The sequence below is a fragment of the Sphingopyxis sp. YF1 genome, from assembly GCF_022701295.1.
In the GTDB taxonomy this organism is placed as follows: Bacteria; Pseudomonadota; Alphaproteobacteria; order Sphingomonadales; family Sphingomonadaceae; genus Sphingopyxis.
Genome location: NZ_CP033204.1, coordinates 3,319,662 through 3,340,508 on the forward strand (window position 1 = coordinate 3,319,662; position 20,847 = coordinate 3,340,508).

Here is a 20,847-nt window from a genome sequence, read left to right on the forward strand (position 1 = left end):
CTGTCCATCGGGGGTGTGCCGGCGCGGCCGGCGCGAGCCCCGACGCCGATGACATGCGAGGCAGGACAGAAAAATGAGTGCATTCGGACGCCGTCCCGGAACCGCAGGCCGCCCCGCTTTTGGCGTGGCGAAGCCGATGCAGGGAGGCCCCGGGGCGCCCGGCGGCGGCAGCCAGTTCCCGTCGCTCGATTCGCCCTCCGCCGCCGATCCCTTCCCGTCGTCGCTCAGCCCCGAAATGGAGGCGATGGAGCGGCTGAACCAGCGCTCGACCGCCGAAAATATGGAGCCCGAAAAGGCCCAAGGGTTCGAAGCCAGCGTCCACAAGATCAAGGAACAGGTGCTGCCGCGCCTGCTCGAACGCGTCGATCCCGAAGCCGCGGCAACGCTCAGCAAGGACGAGCTGACCGAGGAATTCCGCCCGATCATCCTCGAAGTGCTCGCCGAACTGCGCATCACCCTCAATCGCCGCGAACAGTTCGCGCTCGAAAAGGTGCTCGTCGACGAGCTGCTCGGCTTCGGCCCGCTCGAGGAACTGCTCGCCGACCCCGACATCAGCGACATCATGGTCAACGGCCCGTACCAGACCTATGTCGAGCGCAAGGGCCAGCTGGTGATCGCGCCGATCCAGTTCCGCGACGAACAGCATCTGTTCCAGATCGCGCAGCGCATCTGCAACCAGGTCGGCCGCCGCGTCGACCAGACCACCCCGCTCGCCGACGCGCGCCTGAAGGACGGCAGCCGCGTCAACGTGATCGTGCCGCCGCTCAGCCTGCGCGGTACCGCGATCTCGATCCGCAAATTCTCGGCCAAGCCGATCACGCTCGACATGCTCTGCCAGTGGGGCGCGATGAGCCAGAAGATGTGCACCGCCTTGAAGATCGCGGGCGCCAGCCGCTTCAACATCGTCATCTCGGGCGGTACGGGTTCGGGCAAGACGACGATGCTCAACGCCCTCTCCAAGATGATCGACCCCGGCGAACGCGTGCTGACGATCGAGGATGCCGCTGAACTCCGCCTCCAGCAGCCGCACTGGCTGCCGCTCGAAACGCGCCCCGCCAACCTCGAAGGCAATGGTGCAATCCACATGGGCGACCTCGTCAAGAACGCGCTGCGCATGCGTCCCGACCGCATCATCATGGGCGAGGTCCGCGGCCAGGAATGTTTCGACCTGCTCGCCGCGATGAACACGGGTCACGACGGCTCGATGTGTACGCTCCACTCGAACAGCCCGCGCGAATGCCTCGGCCGTATGGAGAATATGGTGCTGATGGGCGACATCAAGATCCCGAAGGAAGCGATCTCGAAACAGATCGCCGATTCGGTCGACCTGATCGTCCAGATCAAGCGCCTGCGCGACGGCTCACGCCGCGTCACCAACGTCACCGAGGTGATCGGGATGGAAGGCGACGTCATCGTCACGCAGGAATTGTTCAAGTTCGAATATCTCGACGAGGACAAGGACGGCAAGATCATCGGCGAATATCGCGCGATGGGCCTGCGCCCCTATACGCTCGAAAAGGCGCGCCAGTTCGGCTTCGACCAGCCCTATCTGGAGGCGTGCCTCTAGCGGCCGCTCAGCCAGAAAGCCGCCGCAAACAGCGCGACCGCGGCCGATGCCAGCGCGATCCCGCGCCAGGGCATGAAGCCGACGCGGTCGACGTCGCGGCGGTTGTTGCGGCGCCATCCCGCGACCTCGGCGACGACGAACAGCAGCGCGGCGCCGATACTCACCGACAGCATGGACACTTGCATCGACGCGAATCCCTACGCAAACAGGAGCCTTCCCCCGGAGAGAGGTGCCCCATATGCGTTCGCTTTTGATTGTTGCAAGTGCCGCCGCCCTGATCGCGGTCCCCGCCGCTGCGATGCAGCACGACGGCCATGCCGGCCACGCCGCCGCGAAGGCGGGAGACGCGATCGCCGCCGCGGTCGCCGCCCCCACCCGCACCCCCGCCAATCTGGCGCGCGACAAATATCGCCACCCCGCCGAAACGCTCGCCTTCTTCGGCGTCAAACCCGGCGACACCGTCGTCGAGCTGTGGCCGGGCGGCGGCTGGTACACCGAAATCCTCGCCCCGCTGGCCAAGGCCGGCGGCGGCACCCTCTACGCCGCGGCGCCGTGGGAGCGCGGCCTCAATCGCGTCAAGGAATGGCAGGGTGCCAAACCCGACGTCTATGGCGCGGTCAGGCTCGCCGAATTTCCCGCCGCGGGCACCAATCCCAAGGTCCCCGACGCCAGCGCCGACGTCGTGCTGACCTTCCGCAACGTCCACAACTGGCGCTTCGACGGTGCCGACAACACCGCGAACGCCTTCCGCCAGATCTTTGCGATGCTCAAGCCCGGCGGCACGCTGGGCGTCGTCGACCACCGGCTGGGTGAAGGCGACGATGCCGCGAAGGAGGAGAAATCAGGCTATATGAAGGAAAGCTCGATCATCGCCTTTGCCGAGGCCGCGGGCTTCAAGCTCGCCGCCAAAAGCGAGATCAACGCCAACCCCCGCGACACGAAGGATTATGAAAAGGGCGTCTGGACGCTGCCGCCGTCCTTGCGCGAGGGCGACAAGGACCGCGAGAAATATCTCGCGATCGGCGAATCGGACCGCATGACGCTCAAATTCGTGAAGCCCGCATCCTGAAGCCGTTCGAGACCATAGACCCGGCGCTGCTGCTCAGCGCCTATGCACAGGGGCTCTTCCCGATGGCCGACGCGGCGGACGATCCGTCGGTCCACTGGGTCGAGCCGCGGCTGCGCGCGATCCTGCCGCTGGACGGATTCCACCTGTCGCGCAGCCTGCGGAAGGTCGTTGTCGGCGAGCGCTTTCGCGTCACCACCGACACCGCCTTCGCCGACATCATGGCGCTGTGCGCCGCGCCCGCGGGCGATCGCCCGACGACGTGGATCAACCCCGTGATCAAGGCGAGCTACGAACGGCTCTTTCGCCTCGGCCACGCGCACAGCGTCGAATGCTGGGACGGCGACGCGCTCGTCGGCGGCCTCTACGGCGTGACGCTCGGGCGCGCCTTTTTCGGCGAATCGATGGTCAGCCGCGTGCGCGACGCGTCGAAGGTCGCGCTCGCGCACCTCGTCGCGCGGCTGATCGCCGGCGGCTGGCAATTGCTCGACTGCCAGTTCATCACCCCGCACCTCGAAAGCCTGGGCGCGATCGAAATCCCGCAGGCCGATTATCTGGCGCGGCTCTATTCGGTGCTGTCGGCGGGCGCCGGCGCCTTGGGCGCTGCCGGCGCGGGCGCGGCGGGAGCCGCGCCGGCCGGGGTGCCTTCGCCGCCGTTCGTCGCGGGCGACTGGGGGGCGCTCGACGCCTTGGGCGCCGCGGCGCCCGCTTCGGATTTCGGCGCGGAGCGCGCGACGGGTTCGCCGCCCGGATATGTCATCGCGCAGCTTTTGACGAAGACGTCGTAGATCGGGTGCTGGATCACGTTGCGTTCGGGCCGCTCGCGGAAGATCCAGCCCGAAAAGACGCGATACCATTTGTCGTCGCGCTGATCCTGCACGGTCAGCTGGACGAAGGCCCCGGTTTCGGGCGGGTCTTCCCACGGCGCCGTGGTCTCGCACGCGCGCAGGCGCACGATCGCCCGGCCGACACGCGCGCTGTCGCCGGGTTTCATCTCGAGGTCGCGGACCAGCCCGTTGCGCTTGTTGAGCAGGCCGACCACCGCGACGCGCTCGGCCATCGGGGTCGCGCCCTCGATGCCGCCGACCTCTTCAGGCACGCGCTCGGCCTTGGTGATCGCCACCGTGTCGCTGCCGCCGCCCTTGCCCGCGCCGCCGCGGTCGCAGGCGGCGAGCGCCACCGTCAGGGCCAGCGCGGTCAGCGCGGTCGGGATCGGGCGCACCGCCATCCGGCTCACTCGGCGCCGGGGCGCCACGCCTCATAGTCGCCGGTCGCCGCGGCACGGCGGCCGCCGCGTTCGAGCGCGCCCGCGGGGCGATAGGCCCCCGCGCTGCCGGTCAGGTTCGCGGTCGGTTCGCGCTCCCACGCGCGCGGCGCGGGCAGCGCCTCGCCGGGCAGTTCGTCGAGCGTGCCGTGCAGCCAGCCGTGCCATTCGGGCGGCACCCGGCTGGCGTCGTTCGATCCGTTGTAGAGCACCCAGCGGCGGTCGCCCTTGCGCGCCCGGAAATAGCGGTTGCCGAGGCCGTCCTCGCCGACCTGCTCGCCCGTCTTCCAGCTGTTCAGCAGCGTGCCGACGGTCGCGCCGTCCCACCAGGTGAAAATCTTGCCTAAAATGCCCATGCGCGCGCGTTTACAGGCAAGCCCCCGTCTTTCGCAAGCGCCAAAGGGCGCGCGCGCGGCCGATCGTCACTCTTTCCAGCTGATTGTCGCGCTTTCGTCGATGCCGAGCTTCGCCGCGGTGCCGCCCGCGAGCTCGAGCACGGCCGCAACCTCGCCGCCGCTGACCACCGGCTCCAGATTCTCGGGAATGGTGTTTTCGGCGATCCGGTCGATGCTGCCGTCGCCGCGGATGAAGAACATATCGAGCGGGATCAGCGTGTTCTTCATCCAGAAGCTCGCATATTTGGGCTTCTCGAACGGAAAGAGCATGCCGCCGTCCTCGGGCAGACTGGTGCGAAACATCAGCCCCTGCGCCTGTTCTTCGGGGGTGCGCGCGACCTCGACGTCGAAGCGGTGCGCCGTGCCGGCCATGCGGATCGTCACCGCGGTGGTCGCGGTCTTTTCCGCCGCGCCGTCGGAACAGCCCGCGACCGGCAACGCCAGGGTCAGGGCAAAGGCCATCATCCACGCACGCATCGCCACATCCTTGCCAGCGGTCGGAGACCGTCCCCTAATCCTGCCTCGCTTCGGCGTCCAGCGCGTCGAGCGCCGCGGTATCCTCCGGCCCGATCGCCAGAATCCGCCGCGCGAGGGCGAGCGAATGCCCCGCGCGGGCAAAGGCCGCGACCTGCCGCTCGCGCCGGGCAGGATCATCGGATGCGCGGACCGAAAAGGGGCCGAGGCGCCGCCGCCGGGCAAAACCGATGGCGGCGGCGATGGCGGCCCCCTCGGCGACCTCGATCGCCTCGCCGCTGTCTTCGGGCGCAATGCCGTCGACGAAAAGCTGCGCCTTCACGCGTTGCACCCCCAGCCCGCGCCGCGTCATCGCGCCGGCGCGCATCGCGGCATATTGGCGGTCGTCGAGATAGCGCAGCCGCTCCATCCGGTCGGCGACGGCTTCGCATGACGCCATGGCGTCGTCGTCGCCAACCCATTCGGATTCGCGAATCTTTCGGGCCAGATAGCGCGTCAGTTTGGCGCGGCTGGTGGCGAATCGCGCGACATAGGCCAGCCCCAGCTCGTCGAGCCGCGCCGCGTCGAGTCGTTTTCTGCTCCGGTCGGATCGAGCGCGGCTATTGACCATGCCATGTTTATGCCACAGTCGGGCCCGATTGAGAACGACCAGCGCCGCCATATCGGGCCCAATCCGCCCGAAGCAGGCGATTTGTTCCAACCACAAGGGATCGCGCCGCACACATGGACCCGAAAGATGACATGCTTGTTGCCGCGCGCGCCGCTTCGCGGGACCCTGGAGCCCTTATGACCGACACCCCGATCACCCCGGCGGACGCGCTCGTGCCGACGCCGACCACCTGCGCCCAGCCGCGCCGCTTTTCGGACTTCGCCACCGTCGGCGAAGCGCTCGACTATGCCGCAGCGGGCAGCCGCGGGCTCAATTTCCACGATCCGCGCGGCAAGCTCATCCGTCCCTATCCGTATCGCGAACTCAAGGCCGACGCACTCGCCGCCGCCTACCGCCTGGTCGCCGCCGGGGTACAGCCCGGCGACCGCATCGCGCTGATCGCCGAGACCGGCGCCGAATTCGCCGCGCTTTTCTTCGGCACCATCTACGCCGGCGCCTGGCCGGTGCCGCTGCCGCTGCCGACCAGCTTCGGCGGTCGCGATTCCTACGTCGGCCAGCTCGTCGTCCAACTCACCAGCTGCGATCCGACGATGCTCTTCTTCCCGCCCGAAATCGCCGCCATGGCGGTCGAAGCCGCCGAACAGCGCGGCGTCCGCCCGATGGACTGGAGCGAATTCGAGCGCCGCGCCGCGCCCGTCGCCGCGCTGCCCGAACAGCAGAGCGACGCGACCTGCTACCTCCAGTACAGCAGCGGTTCGACGCGCTTCCCGCACGGCGTCGCGGTGACCCACGCTGCGCTGCTCAACAATCTGTCAGCGCATTCGCACGGCATGGAATTGCAGGACAGCGACCGCTGCATCAGCTGGCTGCCCTGGTATCACGACATGGGGCTCGTCGGCTGCCTGCTCTCGCCGGTCGCCAACCAGGTGTCGGTCGATTACCTCAAGACCGAGGATTTCGCGCGCCGTCCGCTCGCCTGGCTCGACCTGATCAGCCGCAACGAGGGCACGACGCTCAGCTATTCGCCGACCTTCGGTTATGACATCTGCGCGCGCCGCATCTCCAGCCAGAGCCACGTCGCCGACCGCTTCGACCTGTCGCGCTGGCGCGTCGCGGGCAATGGCGCCGACATGATCCGCCCCGACGTGATGCAGAGCTTCGTCGACGCCTTTGCCGACGCGGGCTTCAAGGCGAGCGCCTTCCTGCCGAGCTACGGCCTCGCCGAGGCGACGCTCGCGGTCAGCATCATGCCTCCGGGCGAGGGCATCGTCGTCGAACTGGTCGAGGAAACCGAATTGTCGGGCGCCGCGAACGACGCCGGCCGCCCGACGCGGTACCGCGCGATCGTCAACTGCGGCAAGGCGGTCAAGGACATGACCATCGAGGTCCGCGACGAGGCGGGCAACGTCCTGCCCGACCAGACGGTCGGCAAGGTGTGGTGCACCGGCCCGTCGCTGATGACCGGATATTACCGCGACCCCGAATCGACCGCCGCGTGCATGGCCGATGGCTGGCTCGACACCGGCGACATGGGGTATCTGTCGGGCGGCTACATCTATGTCGTCGGCCGCGCCAAGGACATGATCATCATCAACGGCAAGAACCACTGGCCGCAAGACATCGAATGGGCGGTCGAACAGCTCCCCGGCTTCAAGTCGGGCGACATCGCCGCCTTCGCGATCACCGCGCCGGGCGGCGAGGAAACGCCCGCGGTGCTGGTCCAGTGCCGCACCAGCGACGAAGCCGAACGCGTCGCGCTGCGCGAGACGATTCGCGATCGCGTCCGCGCGATCACCGGCATGAACTGCCTGATCGAACTGATCCCGCCGCGCACCCTGCCGCGCACCAGTTCGGGCAAATTGAGCCGGTCGAAGGCGCGCGCGCAATATCTGGCGGGCGAAATCCAGCCCTTCGCGATCGCCGCCTGATTTCCGTCCCGTTCCGGGACAGAAGATCGCTCCGCTCCGCGTGGCTGGTTACGATCAAGTAACCCGCTTTCGTTAAACCAGCCCTGTGACCAGGGTGGCGAACGATCCGATTCCGAACGAAGATATTCCCGTGCGCGTGCTGCTCGGGCTGGCGGGAAGCGACGACGAGATCGGCGACCTCCGCCAGCTGCAGCTCGCGCCGCTGCGCGGCCGCGGCAAGCTGCGGCTGACGATGGGGCTGGGCATGACGATCGTCGCCGTGGTGACGATGGCCACCACGGTTCCGGTCGCCGTCATCGCCGGATGGGGGCTCGCGACGCTGCTGTTCAGCCTCTGGTCCTACCATGTCGTGTCGCGGCTGCCGCTCGGCGACCTGCGCCATTCGGGCACCGCCGAATTCAGGCTGTGCAACCGCCACGCCGCCTATTCGGCGGTGGTCTGGTCGGCGCCTTTCTGGCTGCAGGGGCTGCACCCCTCGGTCGATCATCTGCTGTCGATGTGGACCGTCGCGCTGCTGATGATGCTGACGCTTGCGATCGTCGTGCACACGCTGCCGATGGCGTGCATCCTGTTCATCGCCCCGGTCAGCCTGTCGGCGGCACTCGCGCTCGCGCTCGCCGGCGCGCCCGCGCTCGCCGGGATCGCGATCGCCGCGGGGGCCCTGCTCTCGTCCTTCTGCATCCGCTTCGCGCAGAACCACATCCGCTTCCGCCGCGCCGAAGAGGTGCTACACGAAAAGACCGAGACGGTCAGTCTGCTGCTCCGCGAATTCGAGGAAACCTCGGCCGACTGGCTGTGGCAGACCGACAACAGCCGCCGCCTCGTCCATGTCTCGCCGCGCCTCGCCTATGCGCTCGGTGCGTCGGCCGAGCAGCTCGAGGGCATCCCGCTGCTCCAGGCGCTGTCGGGCGACGCCTGGACGACCGGGAATTTCCCGAAGAGCCTGCACGACATGGCCGAGCGCATGAAGCGCCGCGACAGCTTCTCGAACCTGATCGTCCCCGTCACCATCGACGGCAAGCCGCGCTGGTGGGAATTGTCGGCGTCGCCGCGCCTCGACGAAGCGGGCAAGTTCCTCGGCTTTCGCGGGGTCGGATCCGACGTCACCGAACAGCGCGCCTCGGCCGAACAGATCGCGCGCATGGCGCGCTTCGACAATCTCACCGGCCTGCCCAACCGGCTCAGCCTGCACGAGGATCTCGAACGCGCGCTCGCCCACGCGATCGAAGCCAAGTCGCGCTGTGCGATGCTGATGATCGATCTCGACCGCTTCAAGGCGGTCAACGACACGCTCGGCCACCCGGTCGGCGACAAATTGCTCGCGCAGGTCGCGGCGCGGCTCAGGGGCATGATCGACCGCGGCATGACCTGCGGCCGGCTCGGCGGCGACGAATTCGCGGTGGTGCTCCAAAACGTCCCGTCGCCCGCCGAGGCCGAAGAGCTCGCCAAACGCATCATCGCGACCCTGAGCCGCCCCTATGTCGTCGACAACCACCAGCTCTTCGTCGGCGCGAGCATCGGTTTCGCGATGGGGCCGCAGGACGGATCGACCGTCGAGACGCTGACGCGCAACGCCGACCTCGCGCTCTACAAGTCGAAGGACAAGGGCGGCAATGTCGTCGCGGCCTATGTCGCCTCGCTCCACGCGCAGGCCGAGGAGCGGCGCGTGATGGAACAGGAATTGCGCGGGGCGCTCGAACGCCGCGAATTCGAGCTCTACTACCAGCCCGTCGTCACCGCCGAGGACGGCACGCTCAACGGCTTCGAAGCGCTCATCCGCTGGAACAACCAGAAGCTCGGCAATGTCTCGCCCGGGCGCTTCATCCCGCTCGCCGAGGACAGCCGCCTGATCTCACCGATCGGCGAATGGGTGCTGCGCACCGCGTGCCACGAGGCGATGCGCTGGCCGTCGAACCTCAAGGTCGCGGTCAACGTCTCGGCCGAACAGCTCACCGACCCCGCCTTCGCCTCCGTGGTGGTGTCGGCACTGGCGCAAAGCGGGCTGCCGCCGCAGCGGCTCGAGATCGAGGTCACCGAAAGCGTGTTCCTGCGCGACGGCGGCGGCGCCGCGCAATTGCTCGACCAGCTCATCGGGCTCGGCATCCGCCTCAGTCTCGACGATTTCGGCACCGGCTATTCGTCGCTCGGCTATCTGCGCAAGACGCAATTCTCGACGATCAAGGTCGACCGCAGCTTCGTCGTCGGCGCGGCGAAGGGCAGCATCGAATCGATCGCGATCATCCGCGCCGTCGTCGCGCTCGCCGACAGCCTCGGCATGTCGACCACCGCCGAGGGCGCCGAGAGCGAGCTCGAGGTCGAGACGATTCGCAGCCTCGGCTGCGGCAATATCCAGGGCTATTATTACGGGCGCCCGATGCCCGCGAGCGACGTGCTCGCGCTCTTCCGTCCGCTCGACCAGCGGTCGGCGAGCGCCGCCGCCTGACGGCGAAGCGAGCCCGGCGGGCGGCGAATCGAGCCCGCTTTCAAACGGTTCCCCGGTCCACCGCACCGGCGATGCGGTTCGTCGCGCGACGGGTGGTTTGTCGCGAAAGCCGTGGCAGACAGCCTCCAACGCTTGAACACAAGCCAAACGGGGGTCGCTTTCCATGTCAGCCAGCCGCTTTTCGGGTGCCTTTGCCGCATGCCTGACGATGCTTGCCGCGATGCTGACCGCTACCCCCGCGACCGCGTCGAGCTATCTCCAGTGCGTTCCTTTCGCGCGCGCCGAATCGGGCGTCGACATCCGCGGCAATGCGAAGACCTGGTGGGCGCAGGCCGCCGACGACTATGAGCGCGGCGACGAACCGCGCGAAGGCGCGGTGATGGCGTTCGCCGGCACCCGCGGCATGCCGATGGGCCATGTCGCGGTGGTCAAGAAGGTCGTCAGCGACCGCGAAATCCGCATCGACCACGCCAACTGGTCGCCGATCAACGGCCGCCGCGGCCAGATCGAGCGCAACGTCCGCGTCATCGACGTCAGCGCCGCGGGCGACTGGAGCATGGTCCGCGTCTGGTACGCGCCGATCGGCGACCTCGGTCTCCGCGCCAACCCCGTTCAGGGTTTCATCTACCCCGGCCACAGCGCCGCGCCGCGCAAGGCGCCGAGCTTCGAAGCGCCGGTCTGGACGAACAACAACTGGAAGCCCGGCAACGGCCTCGAAATCGTCGTCGCCTCGCTCGGCCAATAAGCCCCCCGCCAGCCAGTCACAAAAAAGCCCCGGTCTCCCGGGGCTTTTTCTTGTCCGTGAGGGGGGACTCGCCGCCGGCGAAGACCGCCGTCAGGCTTCGGGGGCGTCGGCGCCGCCCTCGGCCGCGATATCCTCGAACCAGGCTTCGACCTCGCCCGACAGCTTGATCGTCATCGGCTGGCCGAAGCGGTCCTTCGACTTGCCCGCGGCGACGCGGATCCAGCCTTCGGAGATCGAATATTCCTCGACGTCGGTGCGCTCCTTGCCCTTGAAGCGGATGCCGATGCCGCGTTGCAGCACCTCCATGTCGAAATGCGGCGAGCGCGGGTTGGTCGACATGCGGTCGGGGGGCGTATCGGTCATCGTAAAATCTCCGTTTCCTGCCCGCGCGGCTAGGCGAGCCGCCCCGCGAAATCAAGCGCCGAGCGGCGGCGCGCGCTCAGCCTGCCGCGCGGACCGCCGCCGCCTTGCGCTCCCGCGCCTGCGCCGCGTGGCGCCGGCGCAGCGCGAGCGCGTCGGCGGCGGGATAGAGCTCGCGGTCCTCGCGCGCGATCCGCGCCCCGACCGCGCCGAGCACCGCCCGCGTCTCGTCGCAGAAGCCCGGCCAGTCGGCCGCCGCGCGTTCGGCGGTCCAGCGGGCATCATAGGCGGCGAACGCGTCGGCGACGTGCCCCATCTCGCCGACGAAATCGCACGCGAGCTTTGCGAGCTCGGGATCGCCGCTCGTCTTGAGCCGCGGATAAAGCGCCCAATCCTCGCATTTCAGGTGCCGGACCAGCGTGTCGCGCAACATGCCGCGCACCGCCGCGAGCTCGGTCGGCCGCGGCGGGCGCGGCGCGGCAACCAGATCGAGAAGGAAGCCCGAGAGGGTCGTCAGCGCGACATGTTCGGCGCGCAGCCGCTGCATCTCGTGGACCATGTGCATAGCGTGTTCCGTCGTGCGAGTGGTCCCTCATATGCAACGATAGGGGTCAGGAATGAAGGGAGGGTAAAGCCGCCCCGCCGCATCGCCGCCCCGGACCGTCGCCCGCCGCGCGCGTTCAGCCGGGCGATGGCGGATCCGCCGCGCGCCGGCGCCGCGGCGGACGCGGGCGCACCCTTGCAACCCCGTCGCCGCCCGTGCGGTCCAGCGGCACCGCCGCGGTCGGCTCGCCGCGCGCTTCGGCGGCCTCGATCCATTCGCGATACTCTTCGGGGATCGCGTCGCCCGCGCTCACCCAATGCGCCTCGCCCGCCGGCCGCCCCGTCTCGACGATCTCGCCCGGATCGTCGTCGAGTTGCAGCGGCCCGTAATAGGGCGCGCTCCGCTCGCCGATCCGCACCAGCCCGACCCCGGGATCCGCGACCTGCGCCGCGATCGCGTCGGGCCCGCCGACGTCGGCCGCCGCGATCAGCGCGCGCTGCCGCTCGGCCAGCGCGAGCAGCGCCGCGTCGATCTCGGCCTCGGCCTCTGCATCGAGCGCTACCCCCTCGAACCCTTCCAGCCGCGCCGCCGCGTCGTCCTGCGCCCCGACCGGATCGCCCCCCGCCGCGCCGCCATGGATCACCGTCCGCACCGTCGTGGTCGAGGCCTCCGCCACCGCGCCCGCACTTTCGGCTCCGTTCGCGTCGAGCGCGGTCGAAACCCCCGTCGAACCGGCGCCGGCCAACGCCCCCGCCCGCGCGCGCGTCGAGAAATAGTTGATCGTCGTGCGTCGGCCGCCCGCATCCTGCCCGTAATGGCGCAGGCAGAACATCAGCAGCGCGTCATTGTGCCGCCGCCGGAACCCCATCAGCTTGCCCGCGACAAAGACCGGCACCAGATAGCCGTCGATCGCGCGTTCGAACGCGATATCCTTCAGCCGCGCGACCCCGAAATCGAGCGCCGCCTCCCACGCCCGCCGGAACCCTTCGGCGCCGGGTGCGCGGCGCAGCGTATAGCAGTTGGTCTGCGCCATATTGACCATCGCGGCCGCGCGGCTGACCGACCCCGTATCGGCGAGCGCCGCGATAAACGCCTTCTGCCGCTCGGGCGTCCACCCGTCGTGCCGGTACTTGCGCGGCACCGGCGTAAAGTCGGGCAGCGGCGGCCGCGCCTCCGGCGCGATGGGCGTACGGTTCTGCATCGAAAACCTCCTGTCGATGGACGAATCGGACAGGATATGACGGGGGGACGGATTTTAGGAAAGGGATTTGTTTATAGTTTGTTCTTTTCCAAGGACCGAATTTCCGAGGACAGTTTTTCAAAGTTCGCCCCTAGTCGTCATCGAACAATGGATCCTTCCCATCTAAAGTCCGATGCAATCGGACCGCACAATCGCGTATCCATGGATCAGGAAAGGCGTCTGCGTTCTCAAGCAAGCTTCCAAGGTTTTGTTTCAGCCTATCGGCATCACATATCTGATTTATAGTGCTTAGCTCAGACGCGTATCCGGGTGGTACCAAAAGACCAGCAAACGTTCCGATAGCTTCTTCACCTTCGAGCTGCTGGGTCATGGAAGTGCGAAGCTCATCGTTCCATCTCGATGCATTAAGCAATGCAAATAAGGGCTCAAGCGATGGGAGACGGCGAAGCATGTGGCCGCTCTGAACTGCACTTCGATATTTTGGAAACTCATCCTCCATCATTGTCTGAGTCTGCAGCTTATCCATGAAAAATTTGTCGGAATCTCCACGAGAATGAACGGAGAGACCGTGAGCACGCATGGCCTTGCGCAAAATCCACGGTACGAGGACTAAATCCCCAGCCATTTGAAGGGAGCCAATTGCGTGTCGAATGCGGCTGGTTAGCCTAACATCACGCATGGCCTGCCGCGTGAACACTGTGGCTGCGTCGTTTGCAATCGACAAAGCCGTGTTGGGTTCCCTTAACCAGTCCTCGGTACGAACCAACGTCTTTGACAGTGCGGGCCAGAAGCTCGAGTCTCCTGACTCGTTGAGACTTGGAATCAGATCATCAAGCCTATCAATGAATGGGCGAAGGGTATCGTCGACCTCCATCCGGCGAAGTTCGTTTTCCAAGCTTGGACTCGCCATTTTCCAGACGGCTTCGACATCTGCCCGGCGAATCATCCCCGGTGGGTTACCTAGATAAAGCATCCGAACAAGGTTTCGCCGTCGCGACAAACGGTCTCCCTCTCCGGCTGATCGTCGATCCGAAAAGCGCGGAAATAACATCTGAATGAGTTCCGCATGTGGCGTCGCCATATCGCCAAGTATCGACCCAACCTCGGGGGCGCGGCCTTGATCGAAATGAAGCGCGACCCGGTTAGCTATCTCAACTTCGCCCGGATCATCCACAACGGTATCTGGATTTGCGGCGATGACGTCTCTTACACGGGGTGACTTCGTCTGAAGCCAGCAGTATCCCAGCACATCATAGGGATTGATCTCGCCTCGAACCGCCTCTTCCAAGACGGTGAAGGCCCCAACTAATCTTTTGATTTCTCGCGGTGTCTGAACAGACTCAACAATATATTTGAAAATCTCTCGCTCGAAATCGGCATTAGCCTCTGGCACCGCGGTTCCATGTTGCTCGAAAGCAGCAACGATTAAAGCCCGCGAGTCCTCCTCAAAAAGCGGACGAAGTGGAATTGGATGCTGAATAATCTTCTCCAGATACCGCTCGCCCGCTCCAGCAACGCCTCGACCTAACGCCTCCGCGACACGCTCCGGATCATAAGCCACCAAGTATGATACACCCTTAATCTCGCCGACCGCTTTGATGAGTCTAGCGACGGCACGAACGTCATCATCTTCAACTCGATCCAGCTCATCAATGAGCACTACTACTGCGCATCCCAGCTTTTCGATCTTGTCCTCAAGGCGCTTACGTTCCGTTTCAGGGGTGACGCTTGGTTTGCCGGGTCGCCAGCGAAATACCTTGGCAAGGAGCCCACTGGGATCCGCGGCCGTGGCGATTGCGGTTCCCGCGATGTTGAGAGCACCCCAGTAGCTGTCGATATCCGCCCTAAGCGCCTCCAATTCTTCTCGCGCATTTTTCCCCACGGCTGTTCGTACCGAATTGAAGAACCCCGTAAGCAGGTCATCCCCGCCCTTCAGAAGCCAAGGGTTAAAATTAGCGACCAAGGTCTTGTCCATTGAACCTAGTCGGTTTGAAAGGAGGCTTACGACGCTAGATTTTCCAAGACCCCAGCGGCCGGTCAAGCCCACCACATATCCTGTCGACCTGCGAGCAGTTAGTTTGCCGTCAGTTCCTACTTCATCCCGAACTAAAGCCCGAACGAGACTTTCAACGAAAGGGCCACGGCCAAGCTTGTCGCCGTTCTCATCTCGAATGGCGCGATCCAAGCGGGCATCTTGAGGAAGTATCATATGCCCCTGTTATCAGATTCAAATAATTCAGGGAGCCCAAGATTACGCGATCACTTCTACCGCTCGAGATTATAGAGACTTCATTCCAAGAAATATCGAAGGAAAAGGGGCTCAAGCCTTATTATCTCACCCAACCTCGCGCCACTCCCCCAGCCCCAACTCCCCAATCTCCCACGCCCCGATCCGCCAGCGGACCAGCCGCAGCGTCGGATAGCCGACCGCGGCGGTCATGCGGCGGACCTGGCGGTTGCGGCCTTCGGTGATCGTCAGTTCGAGCCATGAGTCGGGAACGCTCTTGCGGTATCGCACCGGCGGGTCGCGGTCCCAGATCTGCGGCGGGTCGATGCAGCGCACGGTCGCGGGGCGCGTCGGGCCGTCGTTCAGCGTGACGCCGCGGCGCAGCGCTTCGAGCGCGGCATCGTCGGGCTCGCCCTCGACCTGCGCGAGGTAGGTTTTGGGCATCTTGTGCTTCGGCGACGAAATCCGCGCCTGCAGCGCGCCGTCGTCGGTCAGGATCAGCAGGCCTTCACTATCGCGGTCCAGCCGGCCGGCGGGATAGACGCCGGGCACGTCGATATAGTCCGACAGCGTCGCGCGCGCCTCGGGCATACTGCGATCGGTGAATTGCGAGAGGACACCGTACGGCTTGTTGAACAGGATCAGGCGGGCCACGGCGCATCCTCAGCTATCAGGAACCTACCTGTAACCGTTCGCATCGAGCGAAGTCGAGACACCCGTCGGCCTCGCGCAATGCCGATGGGCATCTCGACTTCGCTCGATGCGAACAGGATTTTTAAAGCGCCCAAAGAAAAACCGGCGGCCACCGGGGCCGCCGGTCTGTCGCTTACGCCGCTTCCTTCTTGCGCGACGCCTTCTTGCGCTCGTGCGGGTCGAGCAGCGTCTTGCGGATGCGGATGTTCTTCGGGGTCACCTCGACCATCTCGTCCTCGTCGATATAGGCGATCGCCTGTTCGAGCGTCATGCGCTTGGGCGGGGTCAGGCGGATCGCGTCGTCCTTGCCCGTCGAACGGAAGTTCGTGAGCTGCTTCGACTTCATCGGATTGACCTCGAGGTCGTCGGGCTTGGCATTCTCGCCGATGATCATCCCTTCGTAGAGCGCCTCGCCGGGCGAGACGAACAGGATGCCGCGTTCCTCGAGCGGGCCGAGCGCATAGGCGACGGCTTCGCCATTGCCGTTCGAGATCAGCACGCCGTTCTTGCGGCCCTCGATCACGCCCTTGTACGGGCCGTATTTCTCGAACAGGCGGTTCATGATGCCGGTGCCGCGCGTGTCCGACAGGAATTCGCCGTGATAGCCGATCAGGCCGCGCGACGGGCCGCTGAAGGTGATGCGCGTCTTGCCGCCGCCCGACGGACGCATGTCGGTGAGGTCGGCCTTGCGGATCTGCATCTTCTCGACGACGGTGCCGCTATGCTCGTCGTCGACGTCGATGACGACGGTTTCATAGGGCTCGGTGCGCTTGCCCACCTCGTCCTCGCCATAGAGCACGCGCGGGCGGCTGATCCCGAGTTCGAAGCCCTCGCGGCGCATCGTCTCGATCAGCACGCCGAGCTGGAGTTCGCCGCGGCCCGCGACGTCGAAGCTGTCCTTGTCGGCGCTTTCGGTGATGCGGATCGCGACATTGGTCTCGGCTTCGCGCATCAGGCGGTCGCGGATCATGCGGCTCGTGACCTTGCTGCCCTCGCGGCCCGCCATCGGGCTGTCGTTGACCGAAAAGCGCATCGACAGCGTCGGCGGGTCGATCGGCTGCGCCGCGATCGGCGTGCTCACGCCGGTGTCGGCGATGGTGTTCGCGACGGTCGCCTGCGCAAGCCCCGCGATCGCGACGATGTCGCCCGCGCGCGCCTCGTCGACGGGAACGCGGTCGAGCCCGCGGAAGGCGAGCAGCTTCGACGCGCGGCCGGTCTCGATGACCTTGCCGTCCATGTCGAGCGCGTGGATCGGCTGGTTGACCTTGATCGTCCCCGACTGGACGCGGCCGGTGAGCACGCGGCCGATGAAATTGTCGCGGTCGAGCAGCGTCGCAAGGAAGGTGAAGGGGCCGCTTTCGTCGAGACCCGGCGCCGGCACATGGCTGACGATCGTTTCGAACACCGGCGTGAAATCGCCGTCGCGCGCTTCGGGGTCGCTCGACGCATAGCCGCCGCGGCCCGAGGCATAGAGGATCGGGAAGTCGAGCTGCTCGTCGCTCGCCTCGAGCGTCAGGAAAAGCTCGAACACCTCGTCGAGCACTTCGGCCGGACGCGCGTCGCTGCGGTCGATCTTGTTGACGACAACGATCGGCTTGAGGCCGAGCGCGAGCGCCTTGCCGGTCACGAACTTGGTCTGCGGCATCGGCCCCTCGGCGGCGTCGACGAGCAGGATGACGCCGTCGACCATCGACAGGATGCGCTCGACCTCGCCGCCGAAATCGGCGTGGCCCGGGGTGTCGACGATGTTGATCCGCGTCGTGTCGGCGCCCTCACCCCATTCGACCGAGGTGCATTTGGCAAGGATGGTGATCCCGCGTTCCTTTTCGATGTCGCCCGAATCCATCGCGCGTTCCTCGACGCGCTGATTTTCGCGGAACGTCCCCGATTGACGGAAAAGCTGGTCGACAAGAGTTGTTTTGCCATGATCGACGTGCGCGATGATGGCGATATTGCGCAAAGACATGCGGATTTTACCTTGATGGTTGGGGGCAGCGCGCGGAGCGCCGCTAACGGCGCGCCCCTAACAGAAGCGCTGCTGCGCCGCAACAAAATTGCCGAAGTTGGCGAAAGGACCGCGCAGCGGCCCATCGGATCGTTAAAGTTTCAATTATTATTGAAAGTTCAAAAATCAGCACGTATAGCGCAGCGCGTGGAACCGCCCTCCGCCCCCGACTCCCCGTCTTCGCCGTTCCGGCTCTCCCCGCTAGCGCAGGCGTTCGTCCTGCACTTCGGCGAGATGGGGAGTCGCTGGGGGATCAACCGCACCGTCGGACAGATCTACGCGATGCTGTTCCTCGCCGACGGGCCGCGCCACGCCGAGGAGATCAGCGAAGCGCTGAGCCTGTCGCGCGGCAGCGTATCGATGGGGCTCAAGGAACTCGCGAGCTGGAATCTCGTCCAGCTCCGCCACCTGCCCGGCGACCGCCGCGACTATTATGCGACCCCACGCGACGTGTGGGCGATCTTCCGCACGCTCGTCGAGGAGCGGAAGAAGCGCGAGATCGACCCGACGCTTACCACATTGCGCACCTTGCTGATGGAGCCCGCGACCGATCCCGCCGACCGCTTCGCGCAGGACCGCATCGCGGCGATGCACGAACAGATCGAGCTGCTCACCGACTGGTACGCCGAAATGGAGCGGCTCGACACCGAACGGCTGCTCCAGCTTTTGCGGCTGGGCGAGCGTGTGGTAAAAGCGCTCGAATTCAAGGACCGGATGCTCGGCCGCGGCAAGGGCCGCAGCCTGACGGAGAGTGACGATGGACGCACTTGATCCGCTGATGCTCGCGCGCATCCAGTTCGCGACGAACATCAGCTTTCACATTCTGTTCCCGACGATCACCATCTCGCTCGGCTGGGCACTGCTCGGCTTCAAGCTCGCGTACAACCGCACCGGCAACGAGGCGTGGATGGACGCGTACCGCCTGTGGGTGAAGATTTTCGCGCTGAGCTTCGCGATGGGGGTCGTCTCGGGGATCACGATGAGCTTCCAGTTCGGCACCAACTGGCCGGGCTATATGGAAAAGGTCGGCAACATCGCCGGCCCGCTGCTCGCCTATGAAATCCTGACCGCCTTCTTCCTCGAAGCGGTGTTCCTCGGCATCATGCTGTTCGGTTTCCGCCGCGTCCCCAACTGGGTGCACACGGTGGCGACGCTGCTCGTCGCGGGGGGCACGACGCTGTCGGCCTTCTGGATCATCGCGCTCAACAGCTGGATGCAGACCCCGGTCGGATACGAGATTCGGGACGGCGTCGTCCACGCGACCGACTGGTGGGCGATCGTCTTCAACCCGTCGATGCCGTACCGGCTGACGCACATGCTGCTCGCCTCGGCGCTGACCGTATCCTTCCTGATCGCGGGGATGAGCGCGTGGCGCTGGCTCAAGGACGGCGGCGGCGAAGGCGTGCGGCGGACGCTGAAGGCCGCCGTCTATGCCGCGGCGCTGCTGATCCCGGTGCAGATTTTTGTCGGCGACATGCACGGGCTCAACACGCTCGAACATCAGCCGCAGAAGGTCGCGGCGATGGAAGCGAACTGGGAAACGCGCAGCCATGTCCCGCTCGTCCTGTTCGCCATCCCCGACGAAAAGGCGCGCACCAATCATCTGGAAGTGGCCGTCCCGTCGGGCGCCAGCCTGATCCTGAAGCACGAGGCGGCGGGCGTCGTCCCGGGGCTCAACGATTATCAGGGCAACCATCCGCCGGTCGCGCCACTGTTCTGGGGCTTTCGCGTGATGGTCGGCATCGGCGTGCTGATGCTGCTGATCGCGTGGGCGTCGGCGTGGACGATCAAGCGGCGCGGGGTCGATGCGATGCCGCGCTGGCTCGCGCGCGCGCTCGTCGCGATGACCTTCGCGGGCTGGGTCGCGACGCTCGCGGGCTGGTATGTCACCGAGATCGGCCGCCAGCCCTGGCTCGTCACCGGGGTGCTCAAGACCGCCGACGCGGTCGGACCGGCGGGCCCCGGCATGGTCGCGACCTCGCTCGCGCTGTATCTTTCGGTCTATGCGGTGCTGCTCGCCGCCTATGTCGCGGTGCTCTATCGCCTCGCCAGGCTCGGCAAGGCGGCGCCGCAGGGCAAGCCGATGTTCCCGATGCCCGGGGGCGGCGAGGGCGCCGCCGAAGCGCTGGAGGTGAGGCCATGACGCCCTTCTTCGATGCCTGGTGGCTGCCCGTGATCTTTGCCGGGCTGATGGGGCTGTCGATCCTGCTCTATGTCATCCTCGACGGGTACGACCTGGGCGTCGGCATGCTGACGCGGCTCGAAAAGGACGAGAATCGGGACCTGATGGTCGCCTCGATCGGCCCCTTCTGGGACGCGAACGAGACCTGGCTGGTGCTCGGCATCGGGCTGCTGCTCGTCGCCTTTCCGGTGGCGCACGGGCTGATCCTGACCCAGCTCTACCTGCCCGTCCTGCTGATGCTGGTCGCGCTGATGCTGCGTGGCGTCAGTTTCGAATTCCGCGCCAAGGCGCCGCCCGAGCACAAGCATCGCTGGGACAGCGCCTTCTTCTACGGCTCGCTGATCAGCGCGCTCTGCCAGGGCTATATGCTCGGCGCCTATGTGCTGGGGTTCGACCAGAGCCTCGCCGCGGTGCTGTTCTGCCTGCTCGCCGCGCTCGGGCTGGTCGCGGGCTATATCTTCGTCGGCGCCTGCTGGCTGATCTACAAGGTCGAGGGCGAGCTTCAGAAACGCGCGGTGCGCTGGGCCGAGGTCAGCCTGTGGCTCACCGCGCTGGCGATGGCGATCATCTCGATCGCGACCCCGCTCCTGTCCGAGCGCATCTTCGATCGCTGGTTCCGCCTGCCCGAGATCATCGCGCTGCTGCCGATCCCGATCGCCGCCGCGACGCTATTCATCGGCCTCGCAATCTTCCTGCGCCGCCCCTTGCGCGAAAGGGACGAACTGTCGTGGGTGCCGCTGGCGACCGCGGGCATTCTCTTCGCTTTGGGCTTCGTCGGCATCGCCTACAGCTTCTACCCCTATCTGATCGCCGACCGGCTCGACATATGGCAGGCCGCGGCCGCGCCCGAATCGCTGACGATCCTGCTCGCCGGGGCGGTCATCGTGCTGCCCACGATCCTCGGCTATTCGATCCTCGCGCACTGGATCTTCCGGGGGAAGGCGACGCATCTGAGTTATGATTGAGAGGCATGGCGGTTTCGGGGCGGAAGGCGGGCCGCGTCCTTTGCAGACGTCATCCCGGCGAAAGCCGGGGTCCATTGTAACAACAGGCTGGGTTTGCGTCGGCATTCTGGGCCCCGGCTTTCGCCGGGGTGCACATCTCTAGCGTCCGCAATCGGTCGTTACCCGACCTTCGTCATCC

At 66.1% G+C, this 20,847-nt stretch carries 19 protein-coding genes and 1 pseudogene; 9 read left to right on the forward strand and 11 right to left on the reverse strand.

Going from position 1 to position 20,847, the window contains the following annotated elements; genetic code table 11:
- Positions 1–73: 73 nt before the first annotated feature.
- Positions 74–1,567: a CpaF family protein gene (locus EAO27_RS16110; RefSeq protein WP_242771632.1), complete on the forward strand. Its 1,494-nt coding sequence runs from the start codon at positions 74–76 to the stop codon at positions 1,565–1,567.
- Here EAO27_RS16110 and EAO27_RS16115 read toward each other — a convergent pair.
- On the reverse strand, positions 1,564–1,752 hold the full coding sequence (locus EAO27_RS16115) for a hypothetical protein (protein WP_242771634.1): 189 nt from the start codon (positions 1,750–1,752) through the stop codon (positions 1,564–1,566). The two genes, EAO27_RS16110 and EAO27_RS16115, sit on opposite strands and share 4 nt — an antisense overlap.
- Before the next feature lie 53 nt (positions 1,753–1,805).
- On the opposite strand from EAO27_RS16115, the gene EAO27_RS16120 reads away from it, so the two are divergent.
- Together EAO27_RS16120 and aat are read left to right on the forward strand one after the other, a co-directional pair.
- Complete coding sequence (locus tag EAO27_RS16120; protein ID WP_242771637.1) at positions 1,806–2,636, forward strand: methyltransferase domain-containing protein; 831 nt, start codon at positions 1,806–1,808, stop codon at positions 2,634–2,636.
- On the forward strand, positions 2,633–3,421 hold the full coding sequence (gene aat, locus EAO27_RS16125; protein ID WP_278190167.1) for a leucyl/phenylalanyl-tRNA--protein transferase: 789 nt from the start codon (positions 2,633–2,635) through the stop codon (positions 3,419–3,421). Before EAO27_RS16120 ends, aat begins: the two co-directional genes overlap by 4 nt.
- A gap of 35 nt (positions 3,422–3,456) precedes the next feature.
- Here the strand turns inward: aat and EAO27_RS20975 are convergent.
- The 4 genes and pseudogenes from EAO27_RS20975 to EAO27_RS16145 form a co-directional block, all read right to left on the reverse strand.
- Positions 3,457–3,861 (reverse strand): annotated as a pseudogene (locus tag EAO27_RS20975) (DUF2155 domain-containing protein); the annotation flags it as partial.
- 5 nt (positions 3,862–3,866) lie between these two features.
- Positions 3,867–4,253, reverse strand: a complete 387-nt coding sequence (locus tag EAO27_RS16135; RefSeq protein ID WP_242771641.1) for an NADH:ubiquinone oxidoreductase subunit NDUFA12 — start codon at positions 4,251–4,253, stop codon at positions 3,867–3,869.
- Between the two features lie 66 nt (positions 4,254–4,319).
- A complete protein-coding gene (locus tag EAO27_RS16140; RefSeq protein ID WP_242771644.1) occupies positions 4,320–4,769 on the reverse strand; it encodes a DUF192 domain-containing protein in 450 nt (149 codons plus the stop codon).
- Positions 4,770–4,803: 34 nt separating this feature from the next.
- On the reverse strand, positions 4,804–5,376 hold the full coding sequence (locus EAO27_RS16145; protein ID WP_242771646.1) for a RecX family transcriptional regulator: 573 nt from the start codon (positions 5,374–5,376) through the stop codon (positions 4,804–4,806).
- 176 nt (positions 5,377–5,552) lie between these two features.
- Between EAO27_RS16145 and EAO27_RS16150 the strand changes: the two genes are divergently transcribed.
- The 3 genes from EAO27_RS16150 to EAO27_RS16160 all read left to right on the forward strand — a co-directional run bounded on the left by EAO27_RS16150 (position 5,553) and on the right by EAO27_RS16160 (position 10,492).
- Positions 5,553–7,304 carry a fatty acyl-AMP ligase gene (locus tag EAO27_RS16150; RefSeq protein WP_242771648.1) on the forward strand — a complete coding sequence of 584 codons (1,752 nt, stop codon included), beginning with the start codon at positions 5,553–5,555 and terminating at the stop codon, positions 7,302–7,304.
- 85 nt (positions 7,305–7,389) lie between these two features.
- Positions 7,390–9,747, forward strand: a complete 2,358-nt coding sequence (locus tag EAO27_RS16155) for an EAL domain-containing protein (RefSeq protein ID WP_242771650.1) — start codon at positions 7,390–7,392, stop codon at positions 9,745–9,747.
- 163 nt (positions 9,748–9,910) lie between these two features.
- The gene (locus tag EAO27_RS16160; protein WP_242771653.1) at positions 9,911–10,492 is read left to right on the forward strand and encodes a CHAP domain-containing protein; all 582 of its coding nucleotides are present in this window, start codon (positions 9,911–9,913) and stop codon (positions 10,490–10,492) included.
- 90 nt (positions 10,493–10,582) lie between these two features.
- On the opposite strand, the gene EAO27_RS16165 is transcribed toward EAO27_RS16160, so the two are convergent.
- The 6 genes from EAO27_RS16165 to typA all read right to left on the reverse strand — a co-directional run bounded on the left by EAO27_RS16165 (position 10,583) and on the right by typA (position 17,483).
- Positions 10,583–10,855, reverse strand: a complete 273-nt coding sequence (locus EAO27_RS16165) for a DUF3297 family protein (RefSeq protein WP_242771655.1) — start codon at positions 10,853–10,855, stop codon at positions 10,583–10,585.
- 76 nt (positions 10,856–10,931) lie between these two features.
- On the reverse strand, positions 10,932–11,417 hold the full coding sequence (locus EAO27_RS16170) for a hemerythrin domain-containing protein (protein WP_242771657.1): 486 nt from the start codon (positions 11,415–11,417) through the stop codon (positions 10,932–10,934).
- A 115-nt stretch (positions 11,418–11,532) separates the two neighbouring features.
- Positions 11,533–12,597: a hypothetical protein gene (locus tag EAO27_RS16175; RefSeq protein ID WP_242771659.1), complete on the reverse strand. Its 1,065-nt coding sequence runs from the start codon at positions 12,595–12,597 to the stop codon at positions 11,533–11,535.
- Between the two features lie 130 nt (positions 12,598–12,727).
- The gene (locus EAO27_RS16180; protein ID WP_242771661.1) at positions 12,728–14,806 is read right to left on the reverse strand and encodes a P-loop NTPase fold protein; all 2,079 of its coding nucleotides are present in this window, start codon (positions 14,804–14,806) and stop codon (positions 12,728–12,730) included.
- 126 nt (positions 14,807–14,932) lie between these two features.
- Complete coding sequence (locus tag EAO27_RS16185; RefSeq protein ID WP_242771663.1) at positions 14,933–15,478, reverse strand: rRNA large subunit pseudouridine synthase E; 546 nt, start codon at positions 15,476–15,478, stop codon at positions 14,933–14,935.
- Between the two features lie 172 nt (positions 15,479–15,650).
- Entirely contained in the window at positions 15,651–17,483 is a 1,833-nt protein-coding gene (gene typA, locus EAO27_RS16190) for a translational GTPase TypA (protein ID WP_242771665.1), read from the reverse strand.
- Positions 17,484–17,669: 186 nt separating this feature from the next.
- On the opposite strand from typA, the gene EAO27_RS16195 reads away from it, so the two are divergent.
- Genes EAO27_RS16195 through EAO27_RS16205 form a run of 3 tightly spaced genes read left to right on the forward strand, consistent with a single transcriptional unit; the run spans position 17,670 to position 20,669 of the window.
- On the forward strand, positions 17,670–18,293 hold the full coding sequence (locus tag EAO27_RS16195) for a GbsR/MarR family transcriptional regulator (protein WP_242771667.1): 624 nt from the start codon (positions 17,670–17,672) through the stop codon (positions 18,291–18,293).
- Positions 18,280–19,665, forward strand: a complete 1,386-nt coding sequence (locus EAO27_RS16200) for a cytochrome ubiquinol oxidase subunit I (protein WP_242771669.1) — start codon at positions 18,280–18,282, stop codon at positions 19,663–19,665. Before EAO27_RS16195 ends, EAO27_RS16200 begins: the two co-directional genes overlap by 14 nt.
- Positions 19,662–20,669, forward strand: coding sequence for a cytochrome d ubiquinol oxidase subunit II (locus EAO27_RS16205; RefSeq protein ID WP_242771672.1), 1,008 nt, complete (start codon positions 19,662–19,664; stop codon positions 20,667–20,669). The genes EAO27_RS16200 and EAO27_RS16205 overlap by 4 nt, the downstream gene beginning before the upstream one ends.
- Positions 20,670–20,847 lie beyond the last annotated feature (178 nt).